This is a genomic window from Stenotrophomonas sp. P5_A9, assembly GCF_056400525.1.
This window is the reverse complement of sequence record NZ_JBFULC010000003.1, coordinates 14,730-31,464: the sequence shown is the minus strand read 5'-3', so window position 1 is coordinate 31,464 and position 16,735 is coordinate 14,730. Positions and strand designations below refer to the sequence as shown.

15 protein-coding genes are annotated in these 16,735 nt (G+C 68.9%); 11 read left to right on the top strand and 4 right to left on the bottom strand.

The features are described 5' to 3' along the window. Positions 1–138: 138 nt before the first annotated feature. The 4 genes from AC1DR7_RS01520 (at position 139) to ubiM (ending at position 3,578) form a co-directional block, all read left to right on the top strand. The gene (locus AC1DR7_RS01520) at positions 139–1,281 is read left to right on the top strand and encodes a COG3904 family protein (RefSeq protein WP_457319328.1); all 1,143 of its coding nucleotides are present in this window, start codon (positions 139–141) and stop codon (positions 1,279–1,281) included. Between the two features lie 59 nt (positions 1,282–1,340). Continuing rightward, complete coding sequence (locus tag AC1DR7_RS01515; RefSeq protein WP_478052670.1) at positions 1,341–1,871, top strand: DUF4019 domain-containing protein; 531 nt, start codon at positions 1,341–1,343, stop codon at positions 1,869–1,871. Between the two features lie 3 nt (positions 1,872–1,874). Next, on the top strand, positions 1,875–2,270 hold the full coding sequence (locus AC1DR7_RS01510) for an MAPEG family protein (RefSeq protein ID WP_457321527.1): 396 nt from the start codon (positions 1,875–1,877) through the stop codon (positions 2,268–2,270). A 99-nt stretch (positions 2,271–2,369) separates the two neighbouring features. Next, the gene (gene ubiM, locus AC1DR7_RS01505; protein WP_478054340.1) at positions 2,370–3,578 is read left to right on the top strand and encodes a 5-demethoxyubiquinol-8 5-hydroxylase UbiM; all 1,209 of its coding nucleotides are present in this window, start codon (positions 2,370–2,372) and stop codon (positions 3,576–3,578) included. 31 nt (positions 3,579–3,609) lie between these two features. Here ubiM and AC1DR7_RS01500 read toward each other — a convergent pair whose 3' ends face one another. Beyond that, on the bottom strand, positions 3,610–3,840 hold the full coding sequence (locus AC1DR7_RS01500) for an RNA-binding S4 domain-containing protein (RefSeq protein WP_457321532.1): 231 nt from the start codon (positions 3,838–3,840) through the stop codon (positions 3,610–3,612). A gap of 267 nt (positions 3,841–4,107) precedes the next feature. Between AC1DR7_RS01500 and AC1DR7_RS01495 the strand changes: the two genes are divergently transcribed. From AC1DR7_RS01495 to AC1DR7_RS01470, 6 genes are all read left to right on the top strand, one after another. Beyond that, positions 4,108–6,057, top strand: a complete 1,950-nt coding sequence (locus AC1DR7_RS01495) for a DEAD/DEAH box helicase (protein WP_478051311.1) — start codon at positions 4,108–4,110, stop codon at positions 6,055–6,057. A 145-nt stretch (positions 6,058–6,202) separates the two neighbouring features. Further along, a complete protein-coding gene (locus tag AC1DR7_RS01490; RefSeq protein ID WP_457318494.1) occupies positions 6,203–8,632 on the top strand; it encodes a putative bifunctional diguanylate cyclase/phosphodiesterase in 2,430 nt (809 codons plus the stop codon). Positions 8,633–8,816: 184 nt separating this feature from the next. Next, positions 8,817–10,448 (top strand): sensor domain-containing diguanylate cyclase, encoded by a 1,632-nt coding sequence (locus AC1DR7_RS01485; RefSeq protein ID WP_457318493.1) that lies wholly within the window; start codon positions 8,817–8,819, stop codon positions 10,446–10,448. A 45-nt stretch (positions 10,449–10,493) separates the two neighbouring features. Then, positions 10,494–11,216, top strand: a complete 723-nt coding sequence (locus AC1DR7_RS01480; RefSeq protein WP_457318492.1) for a pseudouridine synthase — start codon at positions 10,494–10,496, stop codon at positions 11,214–11,216. Positions 11,217–11,284: 68 nt separating this feature from the next. After that, the gene (locus AC1DR7_RS01475; RefSeq protein WP_478051309.1) at positions 11,285–12,355 is read left to right on the top strand and encodes a sensor domain-containing diguanylate cyclase; all 1,071 of its coding nucleotides are present in this window, start codon (positions 11,285–11,287) and stop codon (positions 12,353–12,355) included. Positions 12,356–12,422: 67 nt separating this feature from the next. Further along, positions 12,423–13,583, top strand: a complete 1,161-nt coding sequence (locus AC1DR7_RS01470; RefSeq protein ID WP_457318490.1) for an AAA family ATPase — start codon at positions 12,423–12,425, stop codon at positions 13,581–13,583. 96 nt (positions 13,584–13,679) lie between these two features. Here the strand turns inward: AC1DR7_RS01470 and AC1DR7_RS01465 are convergent, their stop codons facing one another. Further along, positions 13,680–14,627, bottom strand: coding sequence for a DMT family transporter (locus AC1DR7_RS01465; protein ID WP_256776850.1), 948 nt, complete (start codon positions 14,625–14,627; stop codon positions 13,680–13,682). A 77-nt stretch (positions 14,628–14,704) separates the two neighbouring features. On the opposite strand from AC1DR7_RS01465, the gene AC1DR7_RS01460 reads away from it, so the two are divergent. Beyond that, entirely contained in the window at positions 14,705–15,364 is a 660-nt protein-coding gene (locus AC1DR7_RS01460) for a Pr6Pr family membrane protein (protein ID WP_457318489.1), read from the top strand. 39 nt (positions 15,365–15,403) lie between these two features. Here AC1DR7_RS01460 and AC1DR7_RS01455 read toward each other — a convergent pair whose 3' ends face one another. After that, the gene (locus AC1DR7_RS01455; RefSeq protein WP_457318488.1) at positions 15,404–16,222 is read right to left on the bottom strand and encodes a DUF72 domain-containing protein; all 819 of its coding nucleotides are present in this window, start codon (positions 16,220–16,222) and stop codon (positions 15,404–15,406) included. Next, positions 16,219–16,659, bottom strand: coding sequence for a VOC family protein (locus AC1DR7_RS01450; RefSeq protein WP_256776832.1), 441 nt, complete (start codon positions 16,657–16,659; stop codon positions 16,219–16,221). The genes AC1DR7_RS01455 and AC1DR7_RS01450 overlap by 4 nt, the downstream gene beginning before the upstream one ends. Between the last annotated feature and the right edge of the window lie 76 nt (positions 16,660–16,735).

Here is a 16,735-nt window from a genome sequence, read left to right as displayed (position 1 = left end):
TCGCCATTTTCGGACACCAATGCCATCGCGCGACGGCGTGGTTCAGGGCAGGTTGCCGCCAAGCGGGCGCTGCGCACTAGACTGTGCATTCACGTGCCGCTGCGCGCGCTCCTCTGTAGGGATACCGGGTTGTTCATGTTGCTCAAGTCGTGGTGGTTGCCGTTGTTGTGCCTGGGCCTGGCCGGTTGCAGCCAGCTGGAGAATCCGGGCAATGTCACCGCCGCCGACAAGGCGGTGCGGGCGCAGAGTGCCGACGGCGACCACATGGTGTCGATCAACGCCGCCGATGTGCCCGCCCCGCTGCCCGCGCCGCCCAAGCGCGGCGACCAGGGCTGGCCGCAGGCCGCACTGGAAAACGGCAAGGCCTGGGTCAGTTGCGATACCGACTATGCCGGCGCGGCCGGTGATGGCATTGCACTGGAGGCGCTGGATCGCAAGAGCATCGATGCGGCGCTGGCACCGTGCGCCGAACGCGGCCTGGTGCGGGTGCGGTACGCGGGCAAGATCAACCCCGGGTTCTCCGAACTGGTCGCGCGGCTGGCGATGGTGGCCGACGCGCAGCACATCTCCAAGCGCATCCTCGACCTGGATTCCAGCGGCGGCCAGGTCGAAGCGGCGATCGTGGGCGGCGACCGCATCGGCGAATCCAACTGGACCATCTGGATCCGCGAAGGCTCGGTCTGCCACAGCGCGTGTGTGTTCGTACTGGCTGCCGGCGACAACCGCCTGGTGGCCGGCAAGGTCGGCATCCACCGGATGATGCGGATCAGTTCCAAGGCGACCTCGCGCGCCGAGCTCAACCGCGAACTCCACGAGGTCTACGACAACGTCAAGGATTACCTGCAGCGCAACGGCGTGGCGGTGGGCGTGGCCGACCTGATGATGACCGTGCCCAACCGCAGCCTGCGCCTGCTGAGCAGCGAGGAACTGCGCCAGTTCGGGCTGGATGGCACCAACGCGGTGCAGGACGATCTGGAGCGGATCAAGCAGATGCGCAAATGCGGCGATGATTTCGTGCGCCGCAAGGACGCGTTCCTCGTCGCCTTCGACCAGGAGTGCAAGCACGACGGCAGTGAGCTGGAAGCGGTGAACAGCTGCGGGCAGACCCTCAAGCAGCGCTTCGGCTTCCCCGATGTGACCTGCCCGGACGAGAGCCCGCTGTCGGAAATCGATGTGTCCACGCTGTTGCCATCCAGCGTGACGCCGACGCGCGAGGCGCCGACCGAACGCACCGTCGGTGATGCCGGGCAGACACCGACGGAAGCGGCCGAACGCAACTGACGGACCACTCACGGGGTTCCCGTAGACTGGCCTCCTTCTTTCCAGCCAACGGTGTCCCGATGCGTGTTCCGCTGCTGCTGTCCTCGTTCCTGCTGGCCGCCGTTGCCCATGCGCAGACCCCGCCACCGGCCACGCCCGCCCCGGCCCCGGCGCGCCCGGCACCGGCCGCCGCACCGGCCGCACGGCCGGCGTTGACCCCGGCGCAGCAGGCACAGGTGCACAAGCAGGACGCCGAGTTGAGTGCCGCCGCGCTGCAGGTGGCACAGCTGGTGGACGCCAACCGCGCCGCCGAGGCCTGGAAGGGCGCCTCGGCGATCGCGAAGAAATCGGTCACCGAACAGGCCTTCGTCGGCCAGCTCACGTCCGATCGCAAGCGCCTGGGGGCATTGGCTTCGCGTGGTCAGCCGGTGGTGACCCGGGTCAAGTACGCGCCGGGCGCGACGGTGCCCGAAGGGCTCTACATCAACGTCAGTTTCCCCACGCGGTTTGCCAACAGCGCCCAGCCGGTGCGCGAACTGGTCTCCTTCCGGCTCGACGAAGATCGGGTCTGGCGCCTGGCCGGTTACAGCGTGCGTGCCGCCACTCCCTGAGGAATGCCCATGAGTATCGAGATCCAGATGTTGGCGTGGTCGATGGTGCTGGGCCTGGTGCACCTGTTTGCCGCGTCCACCGCCGTCACTCACGAGCGCGGCCTGAAGTGGAACGCCTCGCCGCGCGATGCGCAGGGTCCGCCGGTGCGGCCGCTGACCGGGCGCCTGCAGCGCGCCCAGTCCAACTTCATGGAGACCTTTCCGTTCTTCGCTGCTGCCGTACTGGCGGTGGTGCTGACCCAGCGCCAGGACAGCACCACCGCCCTGGCGGTGCAGCTGTATTTCTGGGCGCGGGTGGTCTACCTGCCGCTGTATGCCGCCGGGGTGCCGTACGTGCGCAGCCTGGTGTGGGTGGTCTCGCTGATCGGCATCATCAAGCTGATCTTCGCCCTGCTGTAGAACACGGGTGAATCCCGGCCGACCCCGCTGATCCAGATCAAGGCGGGGGTTGGGCCAACGGCGGTAAGCTGGCACCGACACGCAACCGCAGGATGGAACATGTCGGACGCAAGCCCGCAGCAGCAGTGCGCACCGGAACAGCCGGTGGATGTGGTGGTGGTCGGAGCGGGACCGGCCGGGTTGTGCTTCGCACGCTCGCTCGCCGACAGCGGCCTGCGCGTCAGCCTGGTCGAACAACAGCCGCGCGCTGCACTGGCGCAGCCGGCGTTCGACGGCCGCGAGATTGCCTTGACCCACGCCTCGCGGCAGATCCTGGAAACGCTGGGCATCTGGGCGCGGCTGGACCCGGCCGAGATCTCCTCCCTGCGGGATGCCAAGGTCCTGGACGGCGGCTCGCCGTTCGCGCTGACCTTTGCCAACACCCAGCGCACCGATGGCGACCTGGGCTGGCTGGTGCCCAACCATCTGATCCGCCGCGCCGCCTGGGACAGCGTGCAGGGCCAGCGCGGCCTGCAACTGCTGGATGAAACGCGGGTGGTCGGGGTGGTCGCCGGGCCGCGCCACAGCGTGGTGACCCTGGCCGATGGGCGCCGCCTGGTCGCACGCCTGGTGGTCGCCGCCGACAGCCGCTTTTCCAGCACCCGGCGCATGCTCGGGATAGGCGCGCGCATGCGCGACTTCGGCAAGTCGATGCTGGTCTGCCGGATGCAGATCGAGGTGCCGCACCGGCACACCGCCTGGGAGTGGTTCGGCTATGGGCGCACGATGGCGCTGCTGCCGCTCAACGGCGACCAGGCCTCGGCGGTGATCACCCTGCCACCGCGCCAGATCGAGGCATTGCTGGCGCAGGACGAAGACCGCTTCGGGCGCAGCATCAGCACCTTCTTCGAACACCGGCTGGGCGCGATGCAGCCGACCGCGCGGCCACAGGCCTATCCGTTGGTGGGGGTGTATGCCAACGCATTCGTCGGCGATCGCTGTGCCTTGATCGGCGACGCCGCCGTGGGCATGCATCCGGTCACCGCCCACGGGTTCAACCTGGGATTGCTCAGCCAGCATCGGCTGGCCGCGATCCTGACCCGGGCAGCGGTGCGGGGTACCGACATTGCCGCCCCGGGTGGGCTGTCCGCCTACGAGCGCGGCCACCGGCTGGCGTCACGCCCGTTGTATGAGGCCACCAACGCCATCGCCGCGCTGTATACCGACGACCGCCTGCCGGCCCGGGTGCTGCGCCGGGCCGGGTTGCGCCTGGCGCAGGGGGTGACGCCGTTCCGCCGGTTGATCGCCGCGCACCTGACCCAGCGCTGAGACGTCACCACCAGCGGTCATGACCGACCGATCAGGGCGCGTCGGAATCGGCGATGACGTGGATGACGGTGTCGCCGAACTGGACCATCTGGCCCGCGCGGATCTTGCACGCCTTGCGCAGTTCCACTTCACCATCGACCAGGACGTGGCCGTCGCCGATCACGGTCTTGGCTTCGCCCCCGCTGGTGACCAGGTCGGCCAGCTTGAGCAGCTGCTTCAGCTCGACGTAGTCGCGGTCCAGTTCAAATTCGAGGGTCTGCATGGAACGGGTATCCTGGGAAGGGGCGCGGACGTGGGGCCGGGCCGGAAGAGGGCGCGTATTGTGCGCCAGCACGCTGCAGAAGGGGATGCATGCGGAAATCTGTACGCGTTGTTCAGGAACAATGCGGTATCATCGCCCCCTGAGCGAGTGAATTCTCCTCCGACCGAGCAGCGCTAGGGCACGCGATAAGAAAGGGCGCCCAAAGCGCGGACCATCCCCCTTTTTTATCTCACTGCCGCTTGAAACGGCAGTGTTTCGGAGTTTCCCATGTCCCAAGAATCCCCCGCGCCGCTGCTGTTCGCAGATCTCGGCCTGTCCGACGCTGTGATGCAGGCCGTCGCCACCGTCGGTTATGAAACCCCGTCRCCGATCCAGGCCGCCACCATTCCGGCCATGCTGGAAGGCCGTGACGTGCTGGGCCAGGCCCAGACCGGTACCGGCAAGACCGCCGCCTTCGCGCTGCCGGTGCTGTCCAATCTCGATTTCAACCAGACCAAGCCGCAGGTGCTGGTGCTGGCGCCGACCCGCGAACTGGCCATCCAGGTTGCCGAGGCGTTCCAGACCTACTCCTCGGGCATCCCCGGTTTCCGTGTGCTGCCCGTTTACGGCGGCCAGCCCTACGGTCAGCAGCTGTCGGCCCTGCGTCGTGGCGTGCATGTCATCGTCGGTACGCCGGGCCGGGTGATCGATCACCTTGAGCGCGGCACCCTGGACCTGTCCGAACTGAAGACCCTGGTGCTGGACGAAGCCGATGAAATGCTGCGCATGGGCTTCATCGACGACGTCGAAGCGGTGCTGAAGAAGCTGCCGGAAACCCGCCAGGTCGCTCTGTTCTCGGCCACCATGCCGTCGCAGATCCGCCGCATCGCCCAGACCTACCTGAAGAACCCGGCCGAAGTGACCATCGTCAGCAAGACGACCACCTCGGCCAACATCCGCCAGCGCTACTGGTGGGTGAGCGGCATGCACAAGCTGGACGCGCTGACCCGCATCCTGGAAGTGGAACCGTTCGACGCGATGATCATCTTCTCGCGGACCAAGGCCGCCACCGAAGAACTCGCCGAGAAGCTGCAGGCCCGTGGCCTGGCCGCAGCCGCCATCAACGGCGACATGCAGCAGGCCCAGCGCGAGCGCACCATCGGCATGCTGAAGGAAGGCAAGCTGGACATCCTGGTCGCCACCGACGTGGCCGCCCGTGGCCTGGACGTGGAACGCATCAGCCACGTGCTGAACTACGACATCCCGTACGACACCGAAAGCTACGTGCACCGCATCGGCCGTACCGGCCGTGCCGGCCGCACCGGTGATGCGATCCTGTTCGCCACCCCGCGCGAAAAGGGGATGCTGCGTGCGATCGAGCGCGCTACCCGGCAGCCGATCGAAGAGATGCAGTTGCCGAGCGTGGACGCGGTCAACGACACCCGCATCACCAAGTTCATGAGCCGCATCAGCGACGTGCTCGATGCCGGTGGCACCGAGTTCTACCGCGACCTGCTGCAGCGCCTGGAAGGCGAGAAGAACGTGCCGGCGATCGAGATCGCCGCCGCGCTGGCCAAGTTGCTGCAGGGCGATTCGCCGTTCCTGCTGACCCCGCCGGTGCGTGGTGCGCGCGAAGAACGTGCCCCGCAGCAGCGCAACGAACGCGGCAACGACCGTGGCGAGCGTCCGGCCCGTTTCGAACCGCGCTTCGAGCGTGGCCCGCGTCGTGAAGACGACCGTGGCCCGCGTCCGCCGCGTCCGGAAGGCGACTTCGGCAACAGCGACGGCGGCGTCGAGCGCGCCCCGCGCCGTGACATCGCCCCGCGTGGTGCCGCCGAGCCGGGCATGGAAACCTTCCGCATCGAAGTGGGCCACGTGCACGGCGTGAAGCCGGGCAACATCGTCGGCGCGATCGCCAACGAAGCCGGGCTGGAAAGCCGCTTCATCGGCCGCATCGACATCCATGACGACTTCTCGGTGCTGGACCTGCCGGCGGAAATGCCGCAGGACCTGCTGACCCACCTGAAGAAGGTGTGGGTCTCCGGCCAGCAGCTTCAGATGCGCAAGGTGGAGCCGGGTGAAGACCTGACCCCGTCGCCGCGTCCGGCGTTCAAGCCGAAGTTCGGCGGCAAGCCGCGCGGCCCGGGTGGCCCGGGTGGTCCGCGCAGCGGCCCGGGCGGCGACGACCGTCCGCCGCGTCGTGACGGCTTCAAGCCGCGCGGTCCGCGCAACGCCTGATCGCCCCCGCGGTCCAGACAACGCCAGCCCCCGGGCTGGCGTTGTCGTTTCCGGGTTTCGCACCGCCTCAACATTGCCCGCTCTAGCCTGAGTCCCTGACTTCATCGGGCTTGATACTCACTCCATGGCTCCGGGGGGATCCGCGATGCTGGCAACTGGCAGGGATGTTGGTGCAACGGCGGTACCGTATCTGACGCGGGGCCTGACCCTGCGCTTTGTTCTGCTGACCGGCATGGCGATCGGGCTGGTGGGCATTTCCGCGCTGATCCAGGAATTGCAGGCCGCCTCGACGGCGTGGATCGTCGGCCAGAGCCACTGGTCGCGGAGCCAGCAGCAGGCCAGCTTCGCGCTTGGCCGCTACATCAACTCGGGAGACCCGGCCGACCTGGCCGAAGCGCGCACGGCCTGGGCGGTGCCGCTGGGCGATCTGGCTGCGCGGCGGGCGCTGGAACAGGCCGATCCGGACCTGGCGGCGGCGCGCCGCGGTTTCGTGCAGGGCGGCAACGCGCCGGGCGACATCAACCGCCTGATCGTGTCGTTCCGTTACCTGGGCCGGATGAGTTACTTCCGCGACGCGGTGCGGCTGTGGCAGCAGACCGATGCAGGGCTGCAGCAGCTGGTGCAGATCGCCGACCGCGCGGCGGCGATGCACGCCAATGGCGGCGGCACCGGACCGCAGCGGCAGGCGCTCCTGGACCACCTGCACCTGCTGGATCGCAGCCTGCAGGCGCAGGCGAAGGCATTTTCGGCGTCGTTGCTGCGCACCGCCTCGGTCGTACGCATGACCACGCTGCTGGTGGGCGGCTTGTCGGTGCTGCTGATCACGCTGGTGGCGGTGCTGCTGTCGCGACGGGTGCGGCGTGATCTGCTGGAGCAGGAGGGACGTTTCCGCGCCGCCTTCTACCAGGCCACCGTCGGCATGCTCAAACTCGACCATGCCGGCGGGGTACTGGAAGCCAACCAGGCGATGGCCGACATCCTCGACCACCGCCGTGAGTCGATGCTCGGGATGCCGCTGCAGGATCTGCTGGTGGAAGGCGAACTGGTGCTGGATGCGCAGGGAGGCATCGACTGGATACGCCAGCTGCGCCCCGGCGAGCTGCGCTTCCGGCGTGCCGATGGCGGGCTGATGTGGGGGCGCTGGAGCGGGACCGTCGTGCGCACGCCCGGGCGCGAGCCGGCCGTATTTGCCATCGTCGAGGACGTCTCGCAGAACCATGCGCTGGCGCGTGAGGTCGAACACCATGCCAGCCACGATCCGCTGACCGGGCTGATCAACCGCCGCGAGATCGAACGCCTGCTCGAACAGGCGCTCATCGACGTGCGCAGCCACGGCGGCGTGCACAGCCTGTGCTATCTCGACCTGGACTACTTCAAGCTGGTCAACGACGGACTTGGCCACGCCGCCGGCGACCAGCTGCTGCACAGCTTCGCCGACTACCTGGTCGGGGCGGTGCGCGAGGGCGACTGGGTCGGGCGCATGGGTGGGGACGAATTCGCCCTGTTCCTGGCCAACGCCGGCCAGGAGGAAGCCAAGCAGGTGCTGCAGCGGATCGTCCGCAACCTCGGCCAGGCCAGCTTCCAGCACGGCGAAGGGTCGCCGCGGCTGAGCTGCAGCATCGGCCTGGTGGAAGTCACCGACGAGACGGTGGACGTGAACTGGCTGATGAGCGCGGCCGACAGTGCCTGCTATGCGGCCAAGGAGGCCGGGCGCAACCGTGTGCACTGCTACAACGAAAGCCGCCCGGCGCTGGAGGAACGGCGGCTGGAAGCCGAACGCCTGGCGCGGGTCTCCAGTGCGATCGCCGAGAACCGCATGCTGCTCTACGCGCAGCGCATCGAGCGGGTCGGCGATCCGGCGTACCTGCATTACGAAGTGCTGGTGCGCATGCGCAGCCCCGAAGGGGTGCTGCAGATGCCGGGCGACTTCATGCCCGCCGTCGAGCGCTACGGCATGGGCATGGCGCTGGACCGGCATGTGCTGGGACTGTTGTTCCGCCACCTGCAGGTGTGCCCGGCACACGTGCAGCGGCTGGGCCTGTGCAACGTCAACGTGTCGGCGCAGTCGATCACCGAACCCAGCTTCCTGGCCTTTGTCTGCGATCTGCTCGAGCGCAATCGCGGCCTCGCCCGCAAGCTGTGCTTCGAGGTCACCGAGACGGCGGCGATCAGCAACCTGGCCCAGGCACGCAACTTCATCGAAGCGGTCAAGGCGCGGGGTTGCCGGGTCGCATTGGACGACTTCGGCTCAGGCCTGTCCTCCTTCAGCTACCTGCGTCAGTTGCCGGCGGACATGCTCAAGATCGACGGCGTGTTCGTGCGCGACATGGATATCGATCCGGTCAGCCGCGCGGCGGTACGCGCGATCACCGAGATCGGCCGCGAGCTGCACATGACCGTGATTGCCGAGTGGGTCGAATCGGACGAGGTTGCCGAGCAGCTGCAGGTGCTCGGCGTGGATGGGCTGCAGGGCTATGCGATCGAACGGCCGATGGCGCTTGAGCGGATGACCCAGCCCGCGTTATGGCCGGCGCGGACCGGCGTGGCAGCCGACCGCCGCAGCGGCGCGCCCTGAGCGTTGGGCCGACGGCCCGGCTGAACGGCGGGGAGGGTGAAGTGGCCGGGAACTTGCGATAATCCCGGCCAGGGGCGTCACGCGGCGTGCGTGGCGGCAACATCGATGGGCGGGCAGGCGTGTGGGGCACTGGCTTGGCAGGTTCGTTGGCAAACATGCAGTAACGCTGCTGCTGGCTTGGCTGGTGCTGGTGCTGCCGGCGCTCGCTGCCGCCAGCGCAGTTCCCAACGCGCCGGCCCGGGCCGGCACCGACGTGCTGCTGCTGGGGGCGGCCACCGCCGAGCGCACGCCGCAACGCGCCTGCTCGGCCGACGTCCTGGCGCGGCACCAGCAGGTGCTGGCGGTCCCTGCGCCGCCGCAAGGCTGGTCGGGCGAACCGCAGGCGGTGGACGTGTTCGGCGTGTTCTCCGGCGAAGTACGGATCAGCCATGGCGACCGCCAGATCTGCGGCAGCATGCACGACGCGCGCACCCGCGATTCGCGCTTCCGCGCCGGGGTGGGCATGGTGGTGGTGCCCAAGGCGGGTGAGCACGAACCTATCGTGGTGTCCTGGGCCACGCCGCTCAAACCGCGCTGGATCCCCACGGTGCAGCTCGGCGCGCCCAGCCCGGTGCAGCAGAACGACACCGCGCGGCTGCTGGTGCGCGCGGCCTGCATCGCGGTGGCGATCGCGCTGGCGCTGTCGGCGTTGATCGGCTATGTCACCGCCAAGGACCGATCCTTCCTGATCTACGTGGGCGTGTGCCTGGTGTTCGTGCTGTGGCAAGCGGTGCTGGGGGGCCTCAGCGGCTATCCCGAGCCGTGGCTGCCGGTGGGCGACCGGTCCTCGTGGTGGCTGGTGGCGCTGAGCGCGTTCACCGAGGCGATGCTGCTGCCGGTGCTGTGGCGGCTCAACGGGGGCGACCGGCTGTGGCCACGCTCGCGCGGCGTCCAGCAGGCCGTGCTGTGGGCACTGGTGGTGGTGGGTCTGTGCGTGCCGTGGATGGGCCTGGCCGCGCTGACCTGGTGGGCGGCCGCGCTGGAAGACCTGTATCTGCTGGGCTGCGCGGTGTGCCTGGGGGTGGGCGTGTGGGCGCTGCTGCGACGCGACCGCTACGCCTTGGCCGGGCTGAGCGCGCTGGCACCGTGGTGGATCATGATCATCGCCGATGCGCTGCATGCGCAGTGGCTGGTGGCCTACCGGATCGAAACGCTGCAGCTGGCCGCCACCTGGTTTCTGATGATGTCCGCCTATGCGCTGAACCTGCGCCTGGGCCGCCTGCGCCAGCAGCGCGATGAAATGCGCCAGTTGGCCGACACCGACCCGCTGACCGGGCTGCCCAATCGCCGCGCCGGCCTGCGCCTGCTGGCGCAGTACCTGGAACGCGCGCGCCAGGACGAACAGCCGCTGGCGATCGGCTTCCTGGACATCGACCTGTTCAAGGACATCAACGACCAGTATGGCCACGAGGTGGGCGACCAGGTGCTGGTGGCGGTGGCGCGCAACCTGCGCGACTCGGTCCGCAACCGCGATGATGTGATCCGCATGGGCGGGGAGGAGTTCCTGGTGCTGCTGCCCGGCGCCAGCCGCGCCAGCGCCCTGGCCCGGCTGGAAAGCGTGCGCCTGCAGGTGCAGGCGGTCACCGCGATCCTGGCCATCCCGGGCCTGAACGTATCGGCCAGCATCGGCCTGGCGGCGATGCGCGGCGACGGCGACGACCTGCCCTCGCTGCTGCGCCGCGCCGACCATGCCATGTACTGCGCCAAGCGCGCCGGCCGCAACCAGGTCTATGACGCCGAGCAGGCCACCCCGGCCGCCGCTCCGATGACGGCATGAGTCGCCATCGCCCTGCGCGGGCCGGGTTTGCCGGATAATGGGCCCATGACTATTCGACTCAACAAGCACATCGCCGATACCGGCTTCTGTTCCCGTCGCGAAGCCGACCGCCTGATCGGCGAGCGCCGCGTCACCGTCAACGGCCATCCGGCCGGCACCGGTGCGGTGGTCGGCGAAGGCGACGTGGTCCTGGTCGACGGCCAACCGCTGCGCGCCCGCGAAGCGAAAAAGGCCGGTGGCCGCAAACACGTCTACATCGCGCTGAACAAGCCGGTGGGCATCACCTGCACCACCGAAACCTCGGTCAAGGGCAACATCGTCGAGTTCGTCGGCCACGAGCAGCGCATCTTCCCGGTGGGGCGCCTGGACAAGGATTCCGAAGGCCTGATCCTGCTGACCAGCAACGGCAACATCGTCAACCAGATCCTGCGTGCCGAGAACGGCCACCAGAAGGAATACATGGTGGCGGTGAACAAGCCGGTCACCGACGAATTCCTGCGCGGCATGGCGCGCGGCGTGCGCATCCGCGACGAAACCACGCTGCCGTGCCGCACCAGCAAGCTGGCCAAGTTCGGTTTCCGCATCACCCTGCAGCAAGGCCTGAACCGGCAGATCCGCCTGATGGCCGCCGCCTTCGACTACCGCGTTACCCAGCTGCGCCGCGTGCGCATCGACAACATCAAGCTCGGTGCGCTCAAGCCGGGCCAGTGGCGCAATCTGACCGACGCCGAGCTCAAAGGCCTGCTGCCCAAGCAGCTGGAGTGGTGATGCCGTGCGTCACGCGATGACGCCGCAGCGGGGCTAGACTGCGCGGGAACACCACCACGCCTGCCCCGATGATCAAGCCGTCCAAGCCGGACAACGAAGAACAGCGCCTGCTGGCGCTGCAGCGCTACCAGATCCTGGATACGCCCAATGAACGGTCGTTCGAGGATCTGGTGACCATTGCCACGGCCTTGTGTGGCACCGGCATGGGGGCGGTGACGCTGGTGGACCGGGACCGCCAGTGGTTCAAGGCGCGGCGGGCGGTGGACGCCAGCGAGGCCAGTCGCGATATCTCCTTCTGTGGCCACGCCATCCTGCAACCGGACCAGGTGATGGTGGTCGAGGATGCATTGCAGGATCCGCGCTTCCACGACAACCCGCTGGTGGTGGACGACCCGCACGTGCGCTTCTACGCCGGTGCACCGTTGCTCAGCTTCGATGGATTGCCGCTGGGGACGTTGTGCGTGTTCGACGCCAGCCCTGGGCAGCTGCGCCCGGAGCAGGCCAAGGCCTTGGCCGCGCTGTCCCGGCAGGTCTCGCTGGTGATGGAACTGCGCCGCTACGCGCACGAGATCCAGCAGCACATGCGCGACCGCGCGTGGTACGAACAGCGCCTGGGCGAATACAACAACCTGCTTGAACAGCAGAATGCGGACCTGGCCGAGCAGAGCCGCACCGACCCGCTGACCGGACTACCCAACCGCCGCGCGATGAGCGCCGCGCTGACGGCGGCGGTCTGCGATGCCGACGGCCAGCCACGGCAGACCGCGGTGGCCCTGCTGGACATCGACCATTTCAAGCGCGTCAACGATCTCTACGGCCACGCCACCGGCGACCACGTGCTGGCCGAACTGGCCCGGCTGCTGCGCGCGCACTTCGCCGGGCAGGGGCTGGCGGCGCGCTTTGGCGGCGAGGAGTTCGTGGTGCTGATGCCCGACACCGCGCTGGCCACCGCCGAGCTGCAGTGCGATGTCCTGCGCATGGCCGTGGCCGACCTGCCGCTGGGCATCCCGCTGACGATCCGCATCGGCGTGGCCGCCCACCACCACGGCGACACGGTGGAGCAGACCCTGGCCCGCGCCGACGCGGCGCTCTACCAGGCCAAGCATCAGGGCCGCAACCGGGTGCTGCGCGCCGACTGAGGGCGCATTCGCAGGCACTGCGACGCGGCGCTGGCATGCTGGTGTCCCGCCTGCCACCGCCCTTGCCATGCTGCAGACCCTGGCCATCGCCAACTACCGCTCCCTGTACGACCTGGTCGTGCCGATGGGACGGCTCAACCTGGTCACCGGTGACAACGGCAGCGGCAAATCCAGCCTCTACCGCGCGCTGCGCCTGCTGGCCGAGACCGCGCAGGGCGGCGTTGCCGCGGCGCTGGCGCGCGAGGGCGGGCTGGGCTCGGCGCTGTGGGCCGGGCCCAGCCGCATCAACCCGCGCATGGTACGGGGCGAGATCCCCGTGCAGGGCCAGGCGCACGCGCCATCGGTCGCGCTGCGGCTCGGGTTTGCGGCTGCCGATTTCGGCTATGCGATCGACCTGGGGCTACCGGTGGGCAGCAGGTCGATGTTCGACCTGGACCCGCAGATCAAATGCGAGAGTGTCTGGGCCGGGCCATTCCTGCGCAGCGCCAACGCGCTGGTAGAGCGACGCGGCGCGCTGGTGCGGCGCAGGAACGGCCGGCAGTGGGAGGTGGTGGACGAGCACCTGTCGGTATTCGAAAGCCTGTTCACCCAACTGGCCGATCCGCAGCGCATGCCCGAGGTGCTGGCCCTGCGCGAATCGATCCGCGGCTGGCGTTTCTACGATCATTTCCGCAGCGATCCGCACGCACCGGCGCGGCAGGCGCCGCTGGCCACGCGCACGCCGGTGCTCAGCCACGACGGCCATGACCTGGCGGCGGCCTGGCAGACCATCGTGGAGATCGGCGATCCGCAGGCCCTGGCGCGCTCGCTCGACGATGCGTTTCCCGGTGCGCAGGTGTTGATCGAACCGCACGAAGGCCGGCTGCACCTGAAGTTCCAGCAGCCCGGGCTGCTGCGGCCGTTGTCGGCGGCTGAACTGTCCGACGGCACGCTGCGCTATCTGCTGCTGATTGCGGCGTTGCATACCCCGCGCCCGCCGCCGCTGATGGTGCTCAACGAACCGGAGACCAGCCTGCACCCGGACCTGCTGCCGGCGCTGGCGCGGTTGATCATTGCCGCGTCAACGCGCAGCCAGTTGTGGGTGGTGTCGCACGCCAGCCGCCTGATCGCGGCGCTGCAGGAAGACCCTGCGTGTGCGTGTATCCGCCTGCACAAGGAACTCAGCCAGACCCGCGTGGTCGGACAGGGCCTGCTGGATGCGCCGGCCTGGTACTGGCCATCGCGGTAAGCGCCGATCGTCGGCCGGGCCATTCGCATCCGGTAGCGACCGTTGGTCGGCCATCACAGCTGGTACCGGACTGCTGGCCGGTGCGCGCCGGGCCGGTCAATCGGCGATGTTGCGCGCCTCGGCGGTAGCCAGGATCTCCGGATGCTGGACCGGCTTGCGGCGGTTCAACAGGGGATGCAGGAACACCGCGCCGACGATGATTGCCACGCCGGCATAGAACAGCGGGGTCAGTTCGCGCTGCTCGCTGAGCAACACCATCGCCAGCACGATCGCGTAGACCGGTTCGAGGTTGGTCACCAGCTGCGAGGTGTAGGCACTGATGTGGCGCAGCGCGACCAGCGCCAGCGCGAATGGCAGCAGCGTGCACAGCCCGGCCAGGGTCAGCAGCAGCAGGCCATCGTGCAGGTCCGGGATCACCCACAGCGGGCTGGCCAGCGCCGGCAGCAGGAACGGCAGCGCCGGCGCCAGCAGGGTCAGGGTGAGCGTGCCAGCGCCGAGTTCCAGCGCGGTCACGGTAAGCGGGTCGGCGTGACTGACCATGCGCTTGTTGAGCGAGCCGAACACCGCCACCAGCAGCGCCGACAGGGCACCAATCAGTACGCCCAGGCGCATGCCATGCGGAACCCCGCCCACCACCAGCGCCACGCCGGGCAGCACCGCGACGCCGAAGGCGAGCTCGCGCAGCTGGAACGGGCGCCTGGCCACCCACGGCTCGATCACCGAGGTGAACACCGGCGCCAGCGCGATGCAGGTGGCCGCCACCGAGGCATTGGCCAGTTTCACCGCGCCGTAGAAGGTCAGCCAGTGCAGCGCGACCAGCGCGCCGATGCCGCAGTAGCCTGCAAACAGTGTCGGCGACAGCTGCCGCAGCCCGCGCCACACCCGTGGCAGCAACGCCAGCATCGCCACCACGAGCAGCATTCGCCACCACACCAACGGCAGCGCGGGCAGGGTGATCAGCTTGCCGAGGATGGCGGTGACGCCCCACAGCAGCACGCAGAAATGGATTTGCAGAAGCGCTCTGCGGGTATCGGTCATGGGCATCGCGGTATTGTGCGACAAGCCGGGCGCCACCGCGATCCATGCACGTCGCGTTTAGGCCGGCATGGCATCCTGCGCCGATGAACAGCGCACCGATCCCCTCACCGTCCCCGCGCGCCCGGGCCCTGGCCGGGCTCACCGGGCTCACCGCCATCGCAGCGCTGGTGCTGCAGTACGCGCTGCTGCTGCAGACCGTCGGCGCCACGGCCGGCACCGGGCAGGCGCTGCTGCGCCTGCTCGGCTACTTCACCATCCTCAGCAACATCGGTGTGGCCGCGGTCTGTCTGGCACGGCTGCGGGGGCGCCGCGACGGCATGGCCGCGCCCGCCGCCAGTGCCGCGGTGGCGCTGTATATCGGCATCACCGGATTGGTCTACGTGCTGGTCTTGCGCGGCCTGTGGCATCCGCAGGGCGCACAGTGGTGGGCCGATACAGGCTTGCATTACGCCGTCCCGGTGCTGTACCTGCTGGGTTGGCTGGCCGGACCGCATGGGTGCCTGCGCTGGCGCCAGCTCGGCTGGGCGCTGCTGTTCCCGGCGATCTACCTGGGGTGGGCGCTGCTGGTCGGGCGCTGGAGCGGGCAGTACCCGTATCCGTTCCTGGACCTGGCCGCGCTCGGTGCCGCCACGGTGGCGCGCAATGCGCTGGTGGTGGGGCTGGCGTTCATCGCGCTGGGGGCGTTGTTGTGGCGGATCGACGCGCGGTTGGGCGCGCGCAGCGCCGTATCCACCCGGCGGTAGCTATCGATGGTGGGTCGATAGGCCGACCCACGATCGGCGTTACGTCGCTCCTACGCGCGCCAGCTGGTCGCGCAGCGCCATCGCCGCGCCAGGATTACGCTGCTTGGCCGCACCAATGAACAGCATGTAGACCTCGCGCGGACCGGTGGACGCTGCCTCGGCGGTCACATGGGGCAGGTCCGGATTGTCCTCGCCGCGCGCCCAGCGCATCGCACGCAGGCACCACTGCTCCAGCGCCCGTTCCGGATAGCCCGCACGCAGGTTGGCGCGTGCATGCATCAGCCGCGCATAGACGAAATCCGCGGTCGGGTCGGCAAAGCTCGGATGCTCGGCAGAGCCGCTGAACACCAAGGCCACGTTGTGCGCCCGCGCCACCGTCACCAGCTCGAGCGTCCACGCCGCCGGATTGCGCACCTCCAGCGCATGCTGAAGGCGTCGCCCATCGGCCTGCTTCGGCAGCAGCTGCAGGAAGCCGTCAAACGCCTCCGCATCGGCAGGGTGGGTATCACCGAACTGCCACACCAGCGGGCCCAGCCGGTCTTCCAACGCCACGATTCCAGCGACGAAGGCCTCCACCCGCGGCCCGACCTTGCTCAGGTCATGGGTCTGGGTGATGGTGCGCGGTGCCTTGGCCGAGAAGCGGAAGCCCGGCGGCGTCTGCTCGCGCCATTGCGCGTAGACGGCCGGCTTCTGCGCCCGGTAGAAGGTGCTGTTGATCTCGATGCAGCGCAGCGCGGCACTGGCATGGGCCAGCTCTTCGCGCTGCGGCAGCCCGGCCGGGTAGAACATGCCACCGCGCCAGGCCGGAAACACCCAGCCGCCAATGCCGGTGCGGATACGCCCTGCTGCGGCCGTCATGCGGTGCCTGCGTGGGCGCGCCACGGATCGTAGCTGCCGAACCACCACAGGAATCCTTCGGGATCACGACAGGCGTAGCCGCGCCCGCCGTAGGGCTGGTCGGCGATCTCGATCACCACCCGTGCGCCGGCGGCCACCGCCCGCGCGTAATGCGCGTCGGGATCGGCCACGATCACACAGGCACTCTGGGTCTGGCGACCGCCGACCTCATCGGGCTGCACGCTGTGCCGGCCCCACTCGCTGGTGGTGTCGACCGAGCCGAGCATGATCATGCCGTGGCCGTAGACCAGCTGTGCATGGTGGACGGTATCGCCCTCGGCATACACCGCCTGCGGCTCGAACCCGAACGCGTGCTGCAGCCAGGCGATCGCCGCCCGGGCGTCGCGGTAGCGCAGGCACGGAATGACGGTGGATACGGTATCGGCAGGCGCGGTCATGTCGGTCTCCGGAGCGGTCCTCCTTCTGGCACAGGCGAGCCTGAGCGCGCGCGCGTTACCATCGTGCGAAACCGGC